The organism is Pseudalkalibacillus decolorationis (genome assembly GCF_024609785.1).
Lineage (GTDB): Bacteria > Bacillota > Bacilli > Bacillales > Fictibacillaceae > Pseudalkalibacillus > Pseudalkalibacillus decolorationis.
Window position 1 is genome coordinate 36,885 of sequence record NZ_JANHJQ010000015.1, and the last position, 20,635, is coordinate 57,519.

Below are 20,635 nucleotides of genomic sequence, written 5' to 3' on the forward strand. Positions count from 1 at the left end.
GCCGTTAAGTCATCCTTCCGTTTAATCGTTTTAGTTAAACAGCTGTTGGTTATTCATCATAAGCTGTTGGATTTTTGTTTGAATTTCTGCAGCGATCTTTTGAAGCTCTGCATCGCTTAGTTCTGAGATGTTTTCACCTTCATCTTCAAGCTTTGGAAACTTCAATTCGTCTGTGAATTCTGTTTTGTTCTTATAATCAATGACAGCACTAATTGGATTCCCTATGCCTGCATCTACCTCAATACCAAATTCTCCAGAAGCTGAATAGGTCCCTTTATCAAGTTCATCCTTCACCTTTCGAGTGAAATGACCTTTAACAGGAGGAATCGGTTGGTCGGAGCCTTTTACAGCCACCTCGAACTCAATCTTCATATCTTCCGGTTTTCCACTCATTGTAGCGTCGAAATCAACACTGCCCGAAAGTTCTCCACTTTCAGAAAGCGAGAAAGTTCCATTAATGTCACGCTTACTCGGTTCACCCTTAAGTTCAACGACAGCCTTAAAGAGATCTCCACCTTCAGATTTCTTAGGAGAGACTTGAAGCGCCCATTTTCCATCAGTAATTACTTCATCTTTACGCAAAGCGTGGCTTGAGTATCCGAATGTAACAAGTTCTTCTTTTTCGCCAATTTTAAAATCAATATCACGCTTAACAATTAAGTCTTTATCATTAACTAGGATTGTGCTCTTGAAACCGTCAGGCATTTTTAACTTATCAAGATTGTCTTCCATGTCTTTTAAAGCCTTTTCCATTTCTTCCTTAACTTTATCTTTATCCGTTTCACCTTCGCTAACAGCAAGTGCTGGGTTAGCTGCTAGACCAGAACCCGCGGACATATCAACGAGCAGTTCTTTCAATTCTTTATCCTTTTGAACTTTGTCGATTAGCTTTTTCATAAGATCTTGCACTTCTTTTTCAGAAAGTTCAAGTGTTAGCTTCGTGTATGTTTCACCTTTAAGCTCACCCTTACCTTCAGTAACACTTTCTTCCGAAATATTTTCAAGAAGGAACTTTCCATACTCTTCACGGAATTCAGCAAGCTTTTCTTGACTTTTCATCGCTTCGACTTGCATTTGAATGAGGTTATCCATCTTCTCTGGCCCCATGTAGGATGGATCGAATCTCTTCATTAACTTTCCGAAGTCTTCATTTTTGAAATATAAATACTTGTCATAAAGAAGCGGCACACTTAATCCAGTTAGTTTATCAGATTGATAAGCTTCTAATTTAACAAGGTCCGTTCCTTCTAAACCAAGGTTAACCTCAACTAAACCTTTAGATTCTTTCGGAGCAATCATGGTTGTAGTGTTTAATTTAAGTTGGTTAACGATTGGAGCGACCATCCCCATTGATGGATCAATCGTTTCAAGACCCTCTACTTTAAACCCAAGATCTGTAGTTGATTTTGATTTCTCTTCTAATGTTTTTTCTGCTAGGTCTTTATTTACTGCAAAGGTTTCATTAAATGATTCAGATGTTTCATTAAATGTATTACTCTCAGCAAGGAAATACATTTCTTTGGCAGAATGGTTAAAGAACATAGCATAAGCAGTTGCCCCGATACCGAGAATAAAGATAACAGCCAGGGATATAATTAGTGGCTTTTTACTTCTCTTCGGTGATTGTGATGGTTCTAATGTTGCACTTGTTTCGTTTCTAGTTTCGTTCATTTTGTCCTCCTTATTATGTAGGTATTATTAAATTATGAAACTCCTTATTAAAACATGCAGACAAGCTAGTAAATCCCTTGTATTAAAAGGGAAAAATTTCATGCCTTTATTATCCTACACCTTTGCCAAACCCTTTTCAACCATATATTTGAAAAAATAGTAAGGTAGGGAACATATTACTATTAATCGAAATATCTTGACCGAAAGTGGAAGCGATTTCATTCTGGAAACGTGAGTTTAATAGGTTAAATAAAGTCATTCCAACAGGAATTAACAAGCTAGTAGATGCTTCATTGTCAAATAAATTAATACAAGCTATTTTAATGGTTCAAAAGACCCTTTTCAGAAAGGTAATAAAGTATAATATTCTGTTACGTAGATTAAACCTCTAGCTTCAGCGTCCAGGTGCTCGAGGCAGTTTCAATTTCTGGGTATCACTCTGGAAAATGCATTCTTGTCCAGAAATCTCCAACGCCTGTTGCACCTAAACAGGGCGCTTTCCGCTTTTCGCACGTTAAGAAAGTATAAAAATACTTTCTATAGTATAAAAATACTTTCTATAGTATAAGCGCAACTACGGCTCTGACTTCGCCTAAAGGCTCGGCAATCGCTGAGTTTTCTTTATTTTATTTTATTTTATGAAACGGATTGTAAGTGGGTATCGATAAAAGTTGCCCTCACTTGCACGAATGCTGCCAATAATCGTAAAGATCAAGTGGAGAATACCAACGATTGGTAACAAAACAAATCCAATTAAGACAACCATCAGTGCACCTGCAATACATCCATAGATTAAAAAGCTGATTTGAAAGTTGATTGCTTCTTTTCCATGGTAATTAACATACGTGTATTCGTCCCGTTTCATTAACCAAATGATTAGCGGTCCTAGTACAAATCCTAATGCAAAGGTTAAATACCCTGCAAATCCGGACAGATGCGCAAACATCCCCCAATTCTTTGCATCTTTCGACAAATGCTCATCATGATAATCCAATTCTTATCCCTCCCGTCAGTGATGAAGATGAGTGCCCAGCCACCGATTTTCGACCTTGTTAATCGGTGGTGGCATTTGGAGCACTTGAGTGATCGCTTAGTCGATAACTTCAACTTCTCCTTCTTTATTGTCTTTAATCGCTGCGCTAATTAATAGGATTACCGCTGTAATTAAGTGCATGATCCAACCGACGATAGGGATCCAAGCAATACATGAAGTGATGATCCCTACAATACTTCCCGCACTTTGAGCGCTACTGCGTGCTTCCTTCTTTGCATACATGAGCGTGACAATATGGAGCGCAAACATTACAAATAGCGGTATATAAAAGTTTCCGAAAACAAATGCTCCTCCAATAATAGGGATAGCTAGAAATGCTTCACAAAGCCCTGTAACCCACTGCAAGATTTTATACGTTTTCATTCATTTATTCTCCTTCATTCCTTATTATTTAAACAACTTTTCACTTCTTATATACGTTTCACAAGTAAAAAGGTCTCATAATAAAACAATTCTTTGAAAATAAAATGAGAGTAGTAGGATAACTTTATTTTGGCCCAAATGTAAACAAATATATCTCATGGATGGTTTATAAACCTCAAGCACTAATTATTAAATTTTCTGAAAATAGTGTTGACCCAACAACCTGACGACAGTATAATTTGGGTTGCTAAATAAAATAGTTACATCTATGAAAATTAATAGTGATTGGAAAAGAGTTTGTTCAGTAAAAAGGTGGTGAATGTTGGCTATATCAGTTTGTGGAGGTTTCGAAAATGTCCGGAGGTTAGGTAATTAAAAATTGGGAGGAATCGAGTTGAAAATCGCTTTAGAGCGTTTATTCATGTTGTTGTTTGCTGTCATGATTAGTGGAGTCATTTTATCTACGTTAGAGGCCTCTGCAAATGTGGAAAGTGTATCTAAGACTGAGAATACTAGTACTGATAGTGCATCATCAGAAGAATCCGATCTCGTAAACCTACAGTTACTTGCAATGACAGACTTCCATGGATATATCCGGGCTATGAATGATAAGTCAAACGGTCAAATTGATACTCCTGATGGACCTCTTACTGTTGGAGGGGCTGCTTATATAGCAACGCATCTTAATCAATTAGAGGAAGGTCATAGCAATTCAATACGTTTGTCGGCTGGTGATGACTTTAGTGGTTGGCCTTTCGAAGTTGCTGCTTTTAGGGATGAACCAACAATCGAGTTCCTAAATGAAATTGACCTCGACCTTTCTGTAGCAGGTAACCATGAATTCGACATAACGAAAGATTTCTTGGTAAAACACATGATGAAAGGAAAGTGTTTTGGTACCCGTGGAGTTGACAGTTGTTTTGAGGATTCGACTGGACACCAGTTCCAGGGAGCTGATTACGATTATATTAGTGCGAATGTACGTGATGCTAAATCGGGACAGAACGTACTTAAGCCCTACATGATTAAAGAAATTTCCGATGGTAACGGTGGTACAATCCCAGTTGGCTTTATCGGACTTACCACACCCACTACAATACTGGGTACGACCTCATTTCAAGAAGGTGCACTTACGACGGATCCATTGTTAGACTCAGCTAACCGCTACGCAAAGGAATTACAAGAATTAGGTGTAGAAACGATTGTCGCGGTAGTCCATGAGGGTGGATCAGACTATGGTTATTATAATCAATGCATCGATCCGTATGGTCCAGTAATTGATTTTGCTAAACAAGCCACACCAGCAATTGATGCAATCGTAACCGGACATTGGCATGCATCTTTTAATTGCTCGATTAACGATCCGAATGGTGACCCGCGTCCCGTGGTGGAAGGTGCAAACCATGGTAAGCTTTTAAGTGAAATAAATTTATGGATTGACCCGGTCAGCAAGGACGTTGTACGAGAAAGAACAACCTCAACAAACCACCCGGTGACTCGAGACGTACCTGCAGATCCACAAATCTCTAAGATGGTCTCTTACTGGGTAGAGCGAGGCGGAGAACGTTGGGCAGAACCAGTAGTTAAGCTTACCGGTGACCTTACTCGAGCTCGTAGTGAGGATGGGGAAAGTACATTAGCTAACGTCGCGGCTGATGCTCATTATGCTACTGGGAAGAAAACCCGAAAAAAACCAGCTGATTTTGCTCTGACAGCCTCGAGTCCACTCCGTGGTGATTTACTATATGCTAAGGGCGACAACCCTGCTGATCGTGATGGACAAATCCTTTTCGGAGAGCAATGGCAAGCTCATGGTTATGTAAATCCTATCGTTGTAGTATCTTTAACTGGTCAGCAAATAGATCAGATTCTTGAAGAACAATGGAGAGTCCAATCTGATGAAAGTGTAAGTTTCCATCCCCTAGCTGTATCGTATAATGTTCACTATTCCTATGACAATACAAAACCTGTAGGTCAGCGAGTTGACCCGGAGAATATCGTCATTAATGGAAAGACACTTGATCCGAATCGTTCTTATCGTGTTGCGGCACTTGCATATCTGATCAGAGGTAGCGATGGATACCCAAGTTTCAAAGAATATAAAGACCCAGTTCGAGTAAAGAGTGACCATTGGGCGTTCTTAGACTTTTTGAAACAACAGAAGGCTATCCAACCCCCTGCTTTGAATAGGGTTACATCGGTTAAGTAAAGATGAGGTAAGAAAAGCATCCTCTGAATCATGTTCTTTACGTATGTTTCGGAGGGTGTTTTTTCTATGTGCAAACCCACAAATCTAACTAATTAAAATATTCCGAAAATAGTGTTGACCCAACAACCTACCAACTGTATAATTCGAAATGTAAAGGAAAGTACAATATGCGTTTAACAATTGATAAGAAATGTAAATTGAAACTATTTTAAAAAGGGGAGATGTAGAGTGCGAAAACTGTTCTCGGTATTAATGATTATTTTCTTGCTCTTAATGACAGCGTGTGCATACAAAACAGATACAAGTGGAGATGGATCTAGTAATGATGAGAGTATTACGATTACCTTAGGTTTTTGGGATGAGGCACAAGCTAATGCATATGAAACAGTTCTTAAGAAGTTCGAGGAACAAAATCCAAATATCAACGTGAAATTACAACCTACACCATGGGATCAGTACTGGACAAAGTTAGAGACCGCGGCAAGTAGCAGCGTTTTACCAGATGTTTTTTGGATGAACGGACCTAACTTTAACAAATATGCTTCGAACGGAATCCTATTGCCGCTTGATAAGTATCTTGAAAAAGGGAAGGTTGATCTGAATAACTACCCACAATCGTTAGTAGAACTCTACACATACGAGAAAACAAATTACGCGATACCAAAAGACTTTGATACGATTGCTTTGTTTTACAACAAAGAGATGTTTGACGAGGCAGGAGTAGCATATCCTGATGATACGTGGGACTGGAATAAGGTTATTGAAGCGGCTAAAAAATTGACGAACAAAGAGGAAGGTACATATGGAATTACTGCTACTTTAAACAACCAAGCGGGATACTACAACACGATTTATCAAGCAGGTGGTTATGTTCTGTCTGAAGACGAAAAAGAATCAGGTTATGATGACCCGAACACAATTAAAGGATTAAAATTTTGGACAGATATGATCCATAAGCACAAAGTTTCACCGACATTGGCCCAAATGACAGATACCAAGCCTCAGCAGCTTTTTGAATCTGAAAAGGTGGCGATGATTTATGATGGTTCCTGGATGGCGGGTGTATATCATGAATCACTAAAAGAAAAAGTGGATGTTGCTGTACTTCCAAAAGGTGAGAAACGAGCAACCGTCATTCATGGAGTTGGACATGCTATTGCTGCAAATTCCAAACATCCTGATGAGGCGTGGAAACTGCTAGAATTTCTAGCGTCTGAAGAGGCGAACCAAATGTTTTCTGAAAGTGGATTATTTATCCCTGCTTATAATGGGACTCAAGAAAAATGGGTGGAAGCAATTCCTGAAATGAATTTACAAGCCTTTATTGACATGCTCGATTATGCGGTACCGTATCCTGCAAACGAAAACACTCCAGAATGGCAAAAACTTGAATATGATATTTTACCTAAAGCATGGTCTGGGGAAGAAAGTATAGAGAAGACAGCAAAGAAATTAGATGAAGAAGTGGAAAAAGTACTCGAAAAGTAAACTAAAATGGGTTGACCTTATAGTGTCTGGTTTTCTCCAATTTATTTAGTAGTGGAGAGCTTTGATTATTCTGATGCTGGGTCAACCTTAATCTTACAAATTGAGGTGACTGGGTTTGAGTATAAATAGGTCATTAAGTAAAAACAAAGTCAAGGTTAGTACAAAGGCCCAGCTTAAGACTAGAAGCCCTTTAAAACGAAGCGACTATTTTTGGGGATATTTAATGATAGGGCCTACGTTAATCGGTCTTATAGCATTATATATCTGGCCGAGTATTCAAACCTTTTATTTTAGTTTCACAACCTGGGAAGCTTTCGGGAATTACGAGTGGAGCGGGTTATCAAATTATAAAAAAATGTTAGAAGATCCAGATCTTATCGGGGCTATAAAGAATTCATTTATATTTGCAGCTCTTTCAGTTCCTATTAGTATAGCAATTGCGATTTTCATAGCTATACTATTAAATCAAAAAATAAAAGGAATGTCGTTTTATCGTACCCTTTATTTTCTTCCTGTTGTAACGATCCCAGCAGCGGTTGCAATGGTTTGGAAATGGTTATATACCTCTAATTACGGTCTTATCAATTACATATTAAGCCTTTTTTCAATCGAGGGTCCAAATTGGCTTACAAATCCCGACATTGCCTTATTATCCATTATATTAGTGAGTGTTTGGATGCAAGTTGGGTACTATATGATTTTCTTTTTATCAGGACTTCAAGGAATACCTTCCTCCTTATATGAAGCCGCTTCAATTGATGGTGCTGGGTCAATAAGAAAGTTTTTCACCATTACTTTACCACTACTGACACCGACCATTTTCTTTGTGACAATTATATCTTTAATAGAAGCACTTCAGATATTCGATTTAATATTTATGATGATTGAACCTACAAGTCCTGCTGCTCAGGATACACGTACTCTTGTTGTTTTATTCTTCGAGCAAGCCTTTGAATTGAATAATAAAGGATTCGCATCGGCAATTGCGTCCTTAATATTTGTCGTCATTTTTACTATCACCATTATTCAGGTGAAATTACAGAGGAAATGGGTTCATTACGAATAAATGAATCTTCGTTGAGAGGGGTGTATCAATGGCTACATCAAGATCAAAATATAAAAAGTCCGCTGTTCATATCATTTTAATAGTCGGTTCTCTTGTTATGGTAGGTCCATTTATTTGGATGTTACTTACGTCTATAAAAACATTAGGAGAGGCAACGAAGGTACCTCCCGTCATTTTTCCATCCAAAATCCAATGGGAAAATTACGTAGAAGTATTTACATCATTGCCTTTCACTAACTTTTATGTGAATACAGTAATCATGACAGGTGGAATTTTATTAGGACAATTAATGCTCTGTTCGATGGCAGGTTATGCTTTTGCGAGAATCAATTTCCCAGGGCGAAATATTTTATTTATTTTATTTTTGTCGGTGTTGATGATTCCATCACAAGCTTTCTTGATCCCTCAATATCTATTAATGGAAAAAATCGGTTGGTTAGATAGCTTGCAAGCATTAATTACCCCAGGAGTATTTAGCGCATTTGGCACATTTCTTATGAGGCAGTTCTTTATGACACTGCCAAAAGAGTTGGAGGAATCGGCAAGGATTGATGGATGTAATCACTTCCAGATTTTCTGGAAGATCATGCTCCCATTAGCAAAGCCTGGCTTGATCGCATTGTCGATTACAACTGTTCTGTTTAGTTGGAAATCCTTAATGTGGCCGCTAATTGTAAACAATTCAATGGAAATGATGCCATTATCAGCAGGCCTTGCCTATCTAAAAGGTCAACACGTAACAGATTATTCAATACTAATGGCTGGTTCATTACTTGCATTGTGGCCTGTCATTCTCATATTTGTTTTTTTACAAAAGCATTTTATTGAAGGGATTACGTTTACGGGTTCAAAAGGATAGTAACGATATGAAAAATAACATTAACAGTAAAGGGGAACCGAGATGATAAATAATGGCCAAGAATTGGAAACTAGATGTTTAAGTTCTCTAGTAAAAGTGTTTGCAGATGAAGAATTACAGGAGCCGGCCTCAAAAAGAGGGTCGGCTCTCCTCAATGAAGTGTATTCTTTCCAGGTAGCCTATCGAAATGACGGAACCATATTGAGTTCGATAAAAGTTTCTGCTGAAACCGACTTTCAGGAATCTTTGAGTATTAGATCGGTAGGGCTAATCCCGTGCGAATTACCATGTTATCACGATCCTGACGATAACATACTTCGATCGACACCAGGGCTCTATCCCGACCCCCTTTATCCTCTTGATGATAATGGAATTACAGGTCTTCCAAATCAATGGCGTTCCGTTTGGATCACCGTAAATGTTAGCGAAAAGATGAAACCAGGTGTCCATACGATAAAAATAAATTTTGAAACAGACGCTGGAAAAAGTCTTGCTCAGGAAACGTTTGAACTTGAAGTGATACCAGAGAAGTTACCTGAACAAAAACTTATCCATACGGAATGGTTTCATACCGATTGTATAGCAGTTCAGTATGATGTTGACATCTTCAGTGAAGAACACTGGAGTCTAATTGAACGATATGTGCAAACTGCAGCAGAGCACGGCATAAACATGATCCTAACACCATTGTTCACGCCACCTCTTGATACAGAAGTAGGAAGAGAGCGGCCGACTGTTCAGCTAATAGACGTTGAGAAAGTCGGAGAGAACTATTATTTTTCTTTTGATAAATTAATCAGATGGGTTGATCTCTGTACAGAGAAGGGGATTAAATACTTTGAATTCGCTCACTTTTTTACGCAGTGGGGAGCCGAACACGCTCCGAAAATCGTTGCAACTGAAAACGGTGACGTAAAGAAAATTTTCGGATGGGAAACGGACGCAGCGGGAGAGGATTACAAACTGTTCCTCTCACAATTTTTCCCTGAACTCATTATGTTTATAGAGGAACAAGATCTTGAGAATCGGGTTTATTTCCATATTTCTGATGAGCCAAGTTTGAACCAATTGGATTCCTATCAACAGGCAAGTGAAATCATTTATCGGTATTTATCTAAGTTCCCGATTATTGATGCATTATCAGACTTTCAATTTTATGAGAAAGGTATTATAAGAAATCCTATTCCTGCCAACAATCACATTGAGCCATTTATAGAAAATCAAGTCCCGAACCTATGGACATATTATTGCTGTTCACAATACAAGCACGTTTCCAATCGTTTTATTAATTTCCCATCAGCAAGAAATCGCATTATCGGAATGCAACTGTACAAGTTTAATATAGAAGGATTCCTCCATTGGGGTTATAATTTTTGGTTTTCACAATTCTCTCGCAGGCAAATCGATCCCTTTCGCAACACGGATGCAGGTTATGCATTTCCATCGGGAGATCCCTTTCTTGTTTACCCTGGAAAAGATGGACCGATTGAATCAATAAGGATGGAAGTGTTTTTTGAAGCTCTTCAAGACTTAAGGGCATTGCAATTGTTAGAGAAACTAATAGGGAAAAATGAAGTTATAGAATTGCTAGAGGACAAATTAGATCAGCCTATATCCTTCAGTAAGTATCCATGTGACAGTGAATGGTTATTGGAAATACGGGAGGAGGTCAATCGGAGAATAGCTGAAGAGAGTGTCAACAAATAATTTGAAATGTTAATTCTTTAAAAAAGCCTGTGTTGATATTTATCACACAGGTTTTGGTGATTACTGGATAATTATCTATCCATCACTAACGATTTCATATAATGGAAGAATGTAGACATTATTATCTTCACTTTTTAGAGGTAGTACATAACAAGTAGCAAATTCAGCAACATCCATCCATTTCTTCTTAACATTAAATACAATCTCATCAAATATATCCTAATCGTAATTTCTTTCTTGGAATATACAAGCGCTACAATATGAAAAACATGTATAACAAAAAATGGGATATGAAAGTTAATAATAAAATGTCCTTACTATAAAAATGGACCAACTTATGAAAAAATATTTTTATTAATGAATCCAAAACAGTGATTATCATCGTCAAAGGATTAACGGGAGGGGGCAACAAAAAATGGGGGAATTTTCTAATGGGGAGATTGAATTAAAAAAGGTTGTAACAGATAACCAAGAATCAGACGCTAACACAGTAATTGAAGAGGCAATTAGAAAGTATGGTAAACAGTTGACGAATTTTGTCTTTAGTTATGTTAAAGACTGGAGCACTGCGGAGGATGTCGTACAAGATTCGTTTATCAAAGCTTTCCGTAAGTACGATTCTTTTAAAGGGGATTCATCCTTAAAAACTTGGCTATACAGAATTGCTGCAAATCAAAGTAAGGACTATTTGAAGTCATCTTATTTTAAGAGGGTCATTTTATCGAACATTATCTCTACAAAAAATAATAGGGAAAAATCATCAGAAGGTGAGACAGATGATGATCTAGCATATTTTGTTTTAAAGTTACCAATCAAATATCGTGAAGTCATCATTCTGCATTATTATGAAGAACTTGGCGTCCAACAAATAGCCAACTTACTGCAAATGAATGAATCCACAATTAAGACAAGATTAAGAAGAGCTAGAACACTGTTAAAAGATAAACTTGAAGGGAGCGAAGGTTATTATGAATAAAGACGATTTTAAACATTTAAAACAAAAACTTGACTCGACCATATTTAGTGAAAATCCTTATACCCAATCATCTGAATACAAAATTATACAACGGATACAAGAAGAACAACAGCAAACTATTTCTTCTAGTTCCATGTTCGGAAAGGTATACAAACCAGCACTTTCAGTAATTGGGATGCTTGTATTTTGCTCCTTTCTGTTTTTGATGATTAATGAAAATCGACATTCAACACAACCAACAGAACAACCTAATACACCATCAGAAACTCCGAAGGAACAACCTAATAAACCTGTTGAAGAACTAAAAGACCAAGATCCAGCTGAGGATGAAAAGAAACCTGAAATATCTAAACAAGAAATCTATGACAGAATGCTTAATGCTTCTACAAACTTTGATACAGCAAGTGGAACTTATACGGTGAAATATCCAAACCCCGCTGAATTCAAAATTGATTTTGCTGTACGAAATGGAGCAAAACCTGCCTATTATGTCCACAAAAGAAGTGAGGCTCTGAATGAAGAATCGCTTCGAAAAGGCAAAGAGACGATACAATTGTTTCATGAAATGAAGGAATATAGTGAGACTCAGCATGATCGAGAGTTTATACCCCATACCGTTCTTGACTTGGAATACATTTATCCAAGGGGGTTGGCTGAAAGATACTTGAAAAATTTCGATGAATGGTCAATTGTAAAACAAATGGTGTTGGATGGAGCAAACTCAATTGTAATCAAAGGAAGTTTTACAACTGAAAAAGGCGAAAAAAGATTCGTGAAGGTTTGGGCGCATAGAGAGACTGGCATATGGTTGAAGTTCGAATTGTTAGATGGTGAGAGGAAAATGATGCGAACGGTAGAAATGAATAGTCTCACTCTAAATGAATCGATTAAAGAAAGCCAATTCACTTTAGCTATTCCAAAGGAGTATACGAATCCTGAACTTGAAAGAGTAGAATCAGCGAACGAAGAGGATAACAAAAAGGAAAAAAATATAACGAAAAAAGAAGAAGGTAATACTCAAGCTGAAGAATCACCACTAGAAACAGAATCTCCTGATAAATTAGCGGCTGAACTGACAAATATCAATTTGCAAATATTTAACCCAATTAAAGCCGGATCAAAAGAAGATGTCATCAAGGAATTAGGAGAGCCAATTGAGGATGATCCAGGAACACCTCAAAGTGACGACTTACCATCGTTAAGGTATAATCAATTCGAAATTTTCTTCAAAGGAGAGAAAGTTAGGGGGATTATATTACAACCTGTAAAAACTATAAGCGAAAATGAATTATTGAAAAGGCTCGGCAAAAAACAGATAGACCCTGGAGGATTGGGAAGAACTTATTCTTATAGTTACCAAGGTCGTAACTTTAAAATAGAATTCCACTTTCGTGATAAAGAATTCCAATTTATCAAACTACGGCCATAATGGAGAGAGGTATCAGCCACCATTTAGCATTGCGGTGCCTGACCCTCTTTTTTTACCCTTTGGTGGTTCTGTTATTTCGTTAAGATTCAACCCCTTGATATATTCTTCGTGGTGTTAGGAACCAAAACTCAAAACACTGCATTTAACCCTGTTCCAGACCCTTATAATGCTTTCTATATGGTAAAATGAAGAAACAAACGTTTGATTAAAGGTGGATATACATGAAAAAATTCATTCTATATTGGCTACCTGTTTTAATATGGGTGGGTATAATCTTTTATTCCTCCTCCCAACCCTATCAAGAACAAGATATTAAACCTTTCCTTTCCGATCAAATACCACTAGATTGGGTATCCGGTTTATTTGGTAATTTAGAGTTTGATTATGCTGGAGAAGAAGTCAGTGTTGATCAGCTGGGGGAAGCTGGTTTCGTTGAATTTTTCCTTCGTAAATTGGCACATCTCTCTGTTTATTTTATCCTATTCCTATTAATATACCGGGCGATCTTTTGCACTACCAAGATAAAGTATATAAAAACAACAGCATTACTTCTATCCTTTATTTATGCTGCATCAGATGAATTTCATCAAGGATTTACAGCCAATCGCTCACCATATACTGAGGATGTTCTTTTGGATACAGTTGGAATTATTATCGGAGCACTTAATGCCAACTTACTTGTACAGAAAGTAAACAAGGATAAGGAGTAAGTAGATTAAATACGAGAAAAAATACATTAATACACTTTTTACCTTAGATTAACCGGGAGTGATTGTAAAAATGGAATTAATCGAGCAGATATTTTCGCTCCTTCTATATCTTATTTTCTTTATATTAACTAGTATTTCGCCTGACACCTTACTTTTAATTTTATGTATTTTGTAGAATTCACCAGATTTATTACGAATAAAGTCGAATTTGTAATGTTTTTGTAACATTCGAAATTTTCTCGTTTGTGATAACATTTTACTTAGCAATAGGGTGAAACATAAACATAACTATGGACCTAAATAATACATATTTCTACGAATCTTTTAAAATTAAAATATACGAAACTTTCTTTAAATCTTTCATTTTCCCAATTGCTAAATAAAGTATAACGTAATTGGAGGATATCGAATGAAGAAAATAATTACTGTACTGATTTCATTTCTACTAATAATACCAGTAACAGCCCAGATAGCATTTGCATCTGTTGCATCTGATATTATTAGAACAGGGGAACGGTACATTGGAACACCTTACAGTTACGGAGCAGCATATGGGGATACGAGCAGTTTCGACTGTTCATCCTTTACGAAGTGGGTCTTTAGTCGCCACGGTATAGACTTACCTAGAACAAGCGGGGGTCAGGCAGGATCAGGCAAATATGTATCAAAATCCAATCTACAGGTTGGGGATTTATTATTCTATGATACTGACTTTGACGGTAGAATAAATCATGTAGGCATTTACGCTGGAAGTGGAAGAATGTTGAATGCTCAGTCATCAGGAGTAAAATATGCCGATGCATTTTCACCTCATTATTGGGGTTCTCGATATGTAACTGCACGTCGAGTTATATCACCATCTACGCTTAAACCTGAACCGAAGCCAGAAGTGAAATCGTTATCATTTCCTACTACAGCTGAACGATTTGGGGGGACCAACCGTTTCGAGGTTGCTGCCAAGGTATCTCAGGATGGATGGAGAAATGGGGCAACAACAGTTTTCTTAGCAAAATACAATGCTTATGCTGATGCACTTTCAGCTGCACCACTCGCATATGAACAAGATGCACCAATTTTATTGTCTTTATCAGATAAACTTGCTACAGCAACGAAGGATGAAATTAATCGCTTGAGCCCTTCAAGGGTAGTTATTATTGGAGGAAAGGTAGTATTAACGATTCAGTAATTAACGAGATTAAGAGTATCGATTCTAGCATACAGGTTGAGTGAATTGGTGGAGATGATCGATTTGCTGTTTCTTTCAACATTGCGAGTCGCGTAGGCAATGCTGAAAAAGGGATCTTGGCAAATGGATTAAATTACCCCGATGCACTTGCAATAGCACCTTATGCGGCAAGACATGGATATCCAATTTTACTCACAAATCCGAATGAATTACCGGATATTACAAAGAAGGCTTTAGAAAATGTAGACGGTACTATTGTAGTTGGCGGGACTGCGAGTGTAAGCTCTCGTGTATACTCCCAACTACCGGAACCACAACGTATCGGTGGAGCAAATCGATTTGAAGTCGCTGCTAATGTAATCACACAACTTCACCAAACACCAGGACAGGCATATGTTGCGACAGGGTTATCTTTTGCTGATGCCCTAACCGGATCTGTGTTGGCAGCTAAACAAAATGCACCGATGTTATTAACATGGCCTAATCGTCTCCCTGAAGCTACTAGAGATGTTATTGAAGCAAAAAGAATTTCATCGTTTAACGTGTTAGGTGGAACAGGTTCAATCAATCCAGAACTTTATAGCAAATTGAATGGTCAATAATAAAAAAGCTGCTTTCTGCAGCTTTTTTATATTCGTACATTGCAATATTAAATGCAACACCCTATAAGGCCATAGGGAGAACCTCCGTTGTGTAGCTTTGGTGGCCTAGGCCACCAAAGCTACACAACTTGCGAAAAATTCATCCGGTGTCTGGTAGTCTAAAATTTTCCGCGGTAATTCATTCATCCACGTTTCTACTTCTTGTAGTGTCTCATCTGAGTAGGAGTGAATCGGTTGTCCTTTCTTTATAAACCTGCGAATGATTCCATTGTGGCGCTCATTCGTGCCACGTTCATACGAAGCATAAGGGTGTGAAAAGTAAATAGAAATCCCCTTTTTCTTCCCTAATGCTGCCATTTCACTAAATTCAGATCCATTATCAGCCGTAATGCTTTTAAAGATCTGAGGAAGGCAGTCTTTGTATGGTTTAAAAATCGTATCTAAAGCAGACTTTACACTGGAAGCACTCTTGCTTGAGATCCGTAAAAGAAGTTCTTTACGTGTTTTACGCTCAATAAGGGTAAGTANGTCTAAAGCAGACTCTACACTGGAAGCACTCTTGCTTGAGATCCGTAAAAGAAGTTCTTTACGTGTTTTACGCTCAATAAGGGTAAGTAAGGCTTCATCATTGGATTTCTTTCCAATAACCGTATCAATTTCCCAGTGTCCAAATTCTTCTCTGGACTCAACGGAGTCACATCGTTCTTCAATGCTCTGCCCTAGAATACGCTTGTTTTTACGAGAGGGTTTCTTTTTAGTGGATCGGCGCATTTTCATGGCAAGATCTAGGTTTCTGACAGACAGCTTCCCTTGATCGATCAAATTATAAATCGTTTTAGTGGACGGGATATAAGTGTCGTTGAATGTAGTGGCTCTTTTCGCATAACCAACGATCGCGTCTGGTGACCATTTATCTTCTAATATTTTCTTCCCTGCGAACTGAAGGAATTCCCATGCTTTCATGACGATAGATTGAGCTCCACAGTGCTGACGATTTTCTTTGTAGACACGGGCGCCGGTATCAGAGAAATAGTTCATACTTGGCTTTCGATTGGTATCAAGCTGTGTAACAGAACCCCGTTTGCGTTCCCGAGAGATGGTACTTACATCGCGATTTGTTCTTTTCGCAATCTCACGAAGAGAGAGACCTAATTTTAGATAGGCAGAGATTTCCCCTCTCTCGGAATCGCTAAGATGTTTAAAGGAGCGAGCCTTTGTGCTAGAATGAGTTTGAGCCATAGTGACCTCCGTGAGTTAATCGTTTTCGTCGACATTAATGATACACGGTCTCACTATGGTTTTTCTATTTATATGTGTTGCACTTCATTTTACAATTAACCGCTTTTTTATATTGTTTTATAAATATACAGAAGGTTAATCCGAAAACAGAATAAAGTTTATAAACATTGAAAATGTTACTTATGATGTTGTTTAATAAACTTTTTGTACGGCTTGAGTAAATAGAGTGAGTAGTAATACATGTATAAAAGGGAAAATTAACTATATTGTGCTCTTTTTTTTACGAACCAGACCCACTTTACAATATATGTAATAAAAACAATGGTCATTAAGCTCCTAATCTGAACGAAATAGAGAATAGATGAACTTTTAGGGAGTTGTAATCGATGAATAAGAAGCTTGGTCAGTCTAAAAATCAATTTTTTGAGGAAATACACTTTTTACGTGCATTTGCATGTGTAGGAGTTTTACTTGTACACCTTAGTGCAAGTTACTTTTACCAACATAATGAAACCTATAATTGGCTTACCTTTTTCTTAAATCAAATAGGACGTTTCGGCACTCCAACCTTTGCTTTGATTAGTGGATTTTTACTGTTTCAACAAGTAAAGTCCAAAGGTTTTGATCAGTTCCATTTTGTTCAATCCCGATTCACAAAAATTGTTATGCCATTCATTGTATGGAGTGTGTTTTATTTATTAGTTAAAGTATTCTTTCTTAATGTAGAAATTCATGTTAATAGTGATTTTGTGATGAGTTTTCTATTTGGAGAGACTTTCTACCATTTATATTTTATGGTAATTGTTATTCAATTTTATATTTTATTCCCACTTCTCCAACTGATTCGTTCGAACCTATCATGGATTATTGCTCTAGTTAGTTCCTTTGTTATAAGTGTTATTTTCACCAATTTATCAAGTTTTATTTCAGTAACAGAGGGGATAGGGGCTCTATTAAATAACCGGGTATTCTTTTTTACATGGATCTTCTATTTCATTTTTGGTGGATTTTTATCCTATAATTGGAATGTGATTATGGGACTAGCAAAAAAGCAAGGACTAATGATCATCTCATTGTTTACTATCTATGTATTGGCTGTTTATGAATACAAAACGTTAGGATCTATTCCTTCTAATAGAATGTCTAATTTAATTAATATACCGCTATTAACTATTGCGGTAATCGGCCTTTTTCCATTAATAAAAAAGATTCCCCTATTTTATGAATCTTTTAAAATAATTGGTACGTTATCCATGGGAATTTATCTTGTCCATCCTTTGGTATTATTGGTTCTTCAAAATATATTACCAAGATCATTTTGGACTACTTACGGATTCCCATTGATGTTTATGGTTGTTTTACTTCTATCGATAGGAATTGTTCAAGTATTAAGGCGGCTATCAATAGTTCAGTATATAATACCAGTACCTCGAATGCAGTCTAGCAATAAACCTGTAAGAGTTTAGTAGATAATGAAGGTACAAGAAAAATCATTTCTCCATAGAAAAGGCTCCAGTCACTTGCGGCCTAACATTTAATAAGCAAAGGGATCTTTCATCTCATTAATTTTCATATTTATTTTTAACGTTTGGGCAGATTCAATCAAGTAACCATTATCTTTGTTAATGTAGACATACTAATTACCTGTCAACTACTGCTTATATAAATTACCGCGGTTGCCTTTCATTTGGGACCAGCATCTCATCTCTATCTTATATAAATTTGCTTTAATATTGTGTTCTGTAACTAAGTGGAATGAAAAAGGTACTGGCAATGGTGAAGTACGTGGTGCGGATTGGTGCTGCTTTTTCCATACGGGGATAAGATATCCAGCTAAGGAGATATTCCCCACTTTCTCTTGGATACGTAGATCGAAGGAATTTTTGGATCTCAATTAAGTGATATTATGGGAGGATGAGTGGCCGTGAGCAGTGTTGAGGTCTTTCATACCGTAATACCTATTTTCCCAAACAGATTAGGATTGGAAAATAGGATGCTCCTCCTTGATAGAAATTAAGGGATATCAATTTCTATTCATGAGATTTAAGATGTTCAACTAGTTCGTGTGGATGAATTCAAAACACCAATTAATTCAAAAAATTAAATATTTTTCCCTTTCTATATTTGAATTGTTACTTTTTTGTAAAGATTTTGTTACAATAGTAACTGAATCATTCAGCAATAGGAAGGGATTTTATTATGAGTAAATGGCTTATATCGTCTTTAATGATGTTTATTATATTTACTGCATGGACTTTTAAAAATATTTGGTTTTCATATGAAATGTTGAATGAATCTAATATTCTTTTACAGGCTTTATCGGGATTAGGTTTAACAATGCTATTAGCTAGTATCTTTCTATTTTCTTCCCGGAAGATTAATTATATATTTTCTATATTCCTCTATGCATTAGTATCTATTCTTTTATATGGTGATGTTGTATACGAAAGGTATTATAATGACATATTATCTATCAAATTATTAGAGCAAGCTGGTCAAGCTGCGGAAGTTGGTAACTCTATAGTTACTCTAATACAAAGCCAAGATATTATTTACTTTATGGATCTTATTCTTCTCATAATCCTACTTTCAATATTACTTCTCACCAATAAAGAACCTAAGCGAAAGTCGATTAAATTAGCAACAGCTGCTTTTTGTACAGGAATATTAGGGATTAGTAGCTTGACTATTTTTACTATTGAAGCCCAATATAGTAACCAATATAAAGTAGCTAAAGCAGGAATGCTCCCTGCACATATCTTTAATGCTACGAAAACACTAGATGAAAATAGGGTAGCTCCAGTACTTAGTAAAGATACTAGTATAAAAGAATTAGATGAAATTAAAACTTATTTTAACGAAAAACAGAAAAGTCAATTGAGGTCACCCTATTACGGAATTGCTAAAGGTAAAAACCTGATTATTGTTCAAGCGGAATCATTAAATGATTTTGTTATAAATAAAAAAATTGCTGGTCAGGAGATAACTCCAAATTTAAACAAGTTAATAAAGAATAGCTTTTATTATAATAATATCTACACCCAAATTGGCAAAGGAAATACCTCTGATGCAGAGTTTGTCGTTAATAATTCCCTTTTTCCTCCTAAGGATACAAGCGGATATAAGGGTTATGTAGACGGTGTGTTTCAGTCTTTACCTCAAATATTAGATACGGCTGGATATTATGTTACTGCCTCTCACGGGAACCGGCCGGAATTTTGGAATAGAAAAGCAGCTTATCCAGCACAAGGGTTTGAAGAATTTTATAGCACTAACCACCCTGATATTGATGCAAGTCACAAGCTGGGAATGGGAATATCAGATCAAAGTATATTTTCCCAAATGACTGATATCTATAAAAAGCAATCTGAAAGGGGTAATTTTTTTGGATTTATTATTACTCTAAGTCAGCACAGGCCTTTTGAGTTACCTGATGAATATCAATATTTAGACCTGCCAAATAAGTTTAATGACACAGCAGTTGGGGACTATTTACAAAGTTCAAAGTATGCTGATGACGCTTTAGGTGATTTTATAAAGAAACTTAAGGAGAGTGGATTGTGGGAAGAGACTGTTTTTGTCTATTATGGCGATCACTATGGTTTACTGCCTGATAAATCCAAACAGTTAAAGAATCTCCTTGGGGTGAAATTTGACCGTAAAGAAATGTTTAACATACCATTGATTATTCACTATCCTGGTCAAGAGGTTGGAGAAACGAAGGATATTATTGGGGGGATGGTTGATATTGCTCCTACTGTTATCTCCTTATTAGGGATTAAACAAGATTTGTACCAGGTGGGAGTTGATCTGAATTCTAAAGAACAAGGCTTTGTAGGATTTAGACATGGTTTTCCAACTTACAGTTACTTTTCGGATAACTATGACTTCACCATGTCTCCAACTGGGGAGTTTGAGCAAGGAAGTTGTATTAAAGTTAGTAGTGGAAAAGAAGTTGATGTTCAAAATTGCCGGGAAGGTTATGAACGGATCAAGAAAGGAATTAAGATGTCAGACCGTCTATTAGAAAATGATTTGATAAAAATTTTAAGAGACGGTAAGTTATAATGCTTAAA

Annotated in this window: 16 protein-coding genes; 12 read left to right on the top strand and 4 right to left on the bottom strand. The window is 36.8% G+C overall.

All coding sequences use genetic code 11. The features are described from left to right. Positions 1-30: 30 nt before the first annotated feature. The 3 genes from NON16_RS15100 to NON16_RS15110 form a co-directional block, all read right to left on the bottom strand. A complete protein-coding gene (locus tag NON16_RS15100) occupies positions 31-1,671 on the bottom strand; it encodes a DUF6583 family protein (protein ID WP_257350223.1) in 1,641 nt (546 codons plus the stop codon). A gap of 631 nt (positions 1,672-2,302) precedes the next feature. Continuing rightward, positions 2,303-2,665, bottom strand: a complete 363-nt coding sequence (locus tag NON16_RS15105) for a DUF4870 domain-containing protein (RefSeq protein WP_257350224.1) — start codon at positions 2,663-2,665, stop codon at positions 2,303-2,305. Positions 2,666-2,761: 96 nt separating this feature from the next. After that, positions 2,762-3,088 carry a hypothetical protein gene (locus NON16_RS15110; RefSeq protein WP_257350225.1) on the bottom strand — a complete coding sequence of 109 codons (327 nt, stop codon included), beginning with the start codon at positions 3,086-3,088 and terminating at the stop codon, positions 2,762-2,764. A gap of 394 nt (positions 3,089-3,482) precedes the next feature. On the opposite strand from NON16_RS15110, the gene NON16_RS15115 reads away from it, so the two are divergent. The 10 genes from NON16_RS15115 (at position 3,483) to NON16_RS15160 (ending at position 15,320) form a co-directional block, all read left to right on the top strand. Next, positions 3,483-5,297, top strand: coding sequence for a bifunctional metallophosphatase/5'-nucleotidase (locus NON16_RS15115; protein WP_257350226.1), 1,815 nt, complete (start codon positions 3,483-3,485; stop codon positions 5,295-5,297). A 228-nt stretch (positions 5,298-5,525) separates the two neighbouring features. Next, complete coding sequence (locus NON16_RS15120; protein WP_257350227.1) at positions 5,526-6,785, top strand: ABC transporter substrate-binding protein; 1,260 nt, start codon at positions 5,526-5,528, stop codon at positions 6,783-6,785. Between the two features lie 121 nt (positions 6,786-6,906). After that, positions 6,907-7,851, top strand: a complete 945-nt coding sequence (locus NON16_RS15125) for a carbohydrate ABC transporter permease (RefSeq protein WP_308216619.1) — start codon at positions 6,907-6,909, stop codon at positions 7,849-7,851. Between the two features lie 28 nt (positions 7,852-7,879). Next, the gene (locus tag NON16_RS15130; RefSeq protein WP_257350229.1) at positions 7,880-8,710 is read left to right on the top strand and encodes a carbohydrate ABC transporter permease; all 831 of its coding nucleotides are present in this window, start codon (positions 7,880-7,882) and stop codon (positions 8,708-8,710) included. 42 nt (positions 8,711-8,752) lie between these two features. Then, complete coding sequence (locus NON16_RS15135) at positions 8,753-10,417, top strand: DUF4091 domain-containing protein (RefSeq protein WP_257350230.1); 1,665 nt, start codon at positions 8,753-8,755, stop codon at positions 10,415-10,417. 415 nt (positions 10,418-10,832) lie between these two features. Next, positions 10,833-11,393, top strand: a complete 561-nt coding sequence (locus NON16_RS15140) for a sigma-70 family RNA polymerase sigma factor (RefSeq protein WP_257350231.1) — start codon at positions 10,833-10,835, stop codon at positions 11,391-11,393. Next, positions 11,386-12,822 (top strand): hypothetical protein, encoded by a 1,437-nt coding sequence (locus NON16_RS15145; protein WP_257350232.1) that lies wholly within the window; start codon positions 11,386-11,388, stop codon positions 12,820-12,822. The genes NON16_RS15140 and NON16_RS15145 overlap by 8 nt, the downstream gene beginning before the upstream one ends. Before the next feature lie 221 nt (positions 12,823-13,043). Then, on the top strand, positions 13,044-13,532 hold the full coding sequence (locus NON16_RS15150; RefSeq protein ID WP_257350233.1) for a VanZ family protein: 489 nt from the start codon (positions 13,044-13,046) through the stop codon (positions 13,530-13,532). A 409-nt stretch (positions 13,533-13,941) separates the two neighbouring features. Further along, entirely contained in the window at positions 13,942-14,718 is a 777-nt protein-coding gene (locus NON16_RS15155; protein ID WP_257350234.1) for an NlpC/P60 family protein, read from the top strand. Between the two features lie 44 nt (positions 14,719-14,762). Continuing rightward, on the top strand, positions 14,763-15,320 hold the full coding sequence (locus NON16_RS15160) for a cell wall-binding repeat-containing protein (protein ID WP_257350304.1): 558 nt from the start codon (positions 14,763-14,765) through the stop codon (positions 15,318-15,320). Positions 15,321-15,425: 105 nt separating this feature from the next. Here the strand turns inward: NON16_RS15160 and NON16_RS15165 are convergent, their stop codons facing one another. Then, the gene (locus tag NON16_RS15165) at positions 15,426-16,559 is read right to left on the bottom strand and encodes an IS30 family transposase (protein WP_257350235.1); all 1,134 of its coding nucleotides are present in this window, start codon (positions 16,557-16,559) and stop codon (positions 15,426-15,428) included. A gap of 386 nt (positions 16,560-16,945) precedes the next feature. Here NON16_RS15165 and NON16_RS15170 point away from each other — a divergent pair, with 386 nt between their 5' ends. Further along, entirely contained in the window at positions 16,946-18,025 is a 1,080-nt protein-coding gene (locus tag NON16_RS15170; RefSeq protein WP_257350236.1) for an acyltransferase, read from the top strand. A 733-nt stretch (positions 18,026-18,758) separates the two neighbouring features. Further along, positions 18,759-20,627: an LTA synthase family protein gene (locus tag NON16_RS15175; RefSeq protein WP_257350237.1), complete on the top strand. Its 1,869-nt coding sequence runs from the start codon at positions 18,759-18,761 to the stop codon at positions 20,625-20,627. Positions 20,628-20,635 lie beyond the last annotated feature (8 nt).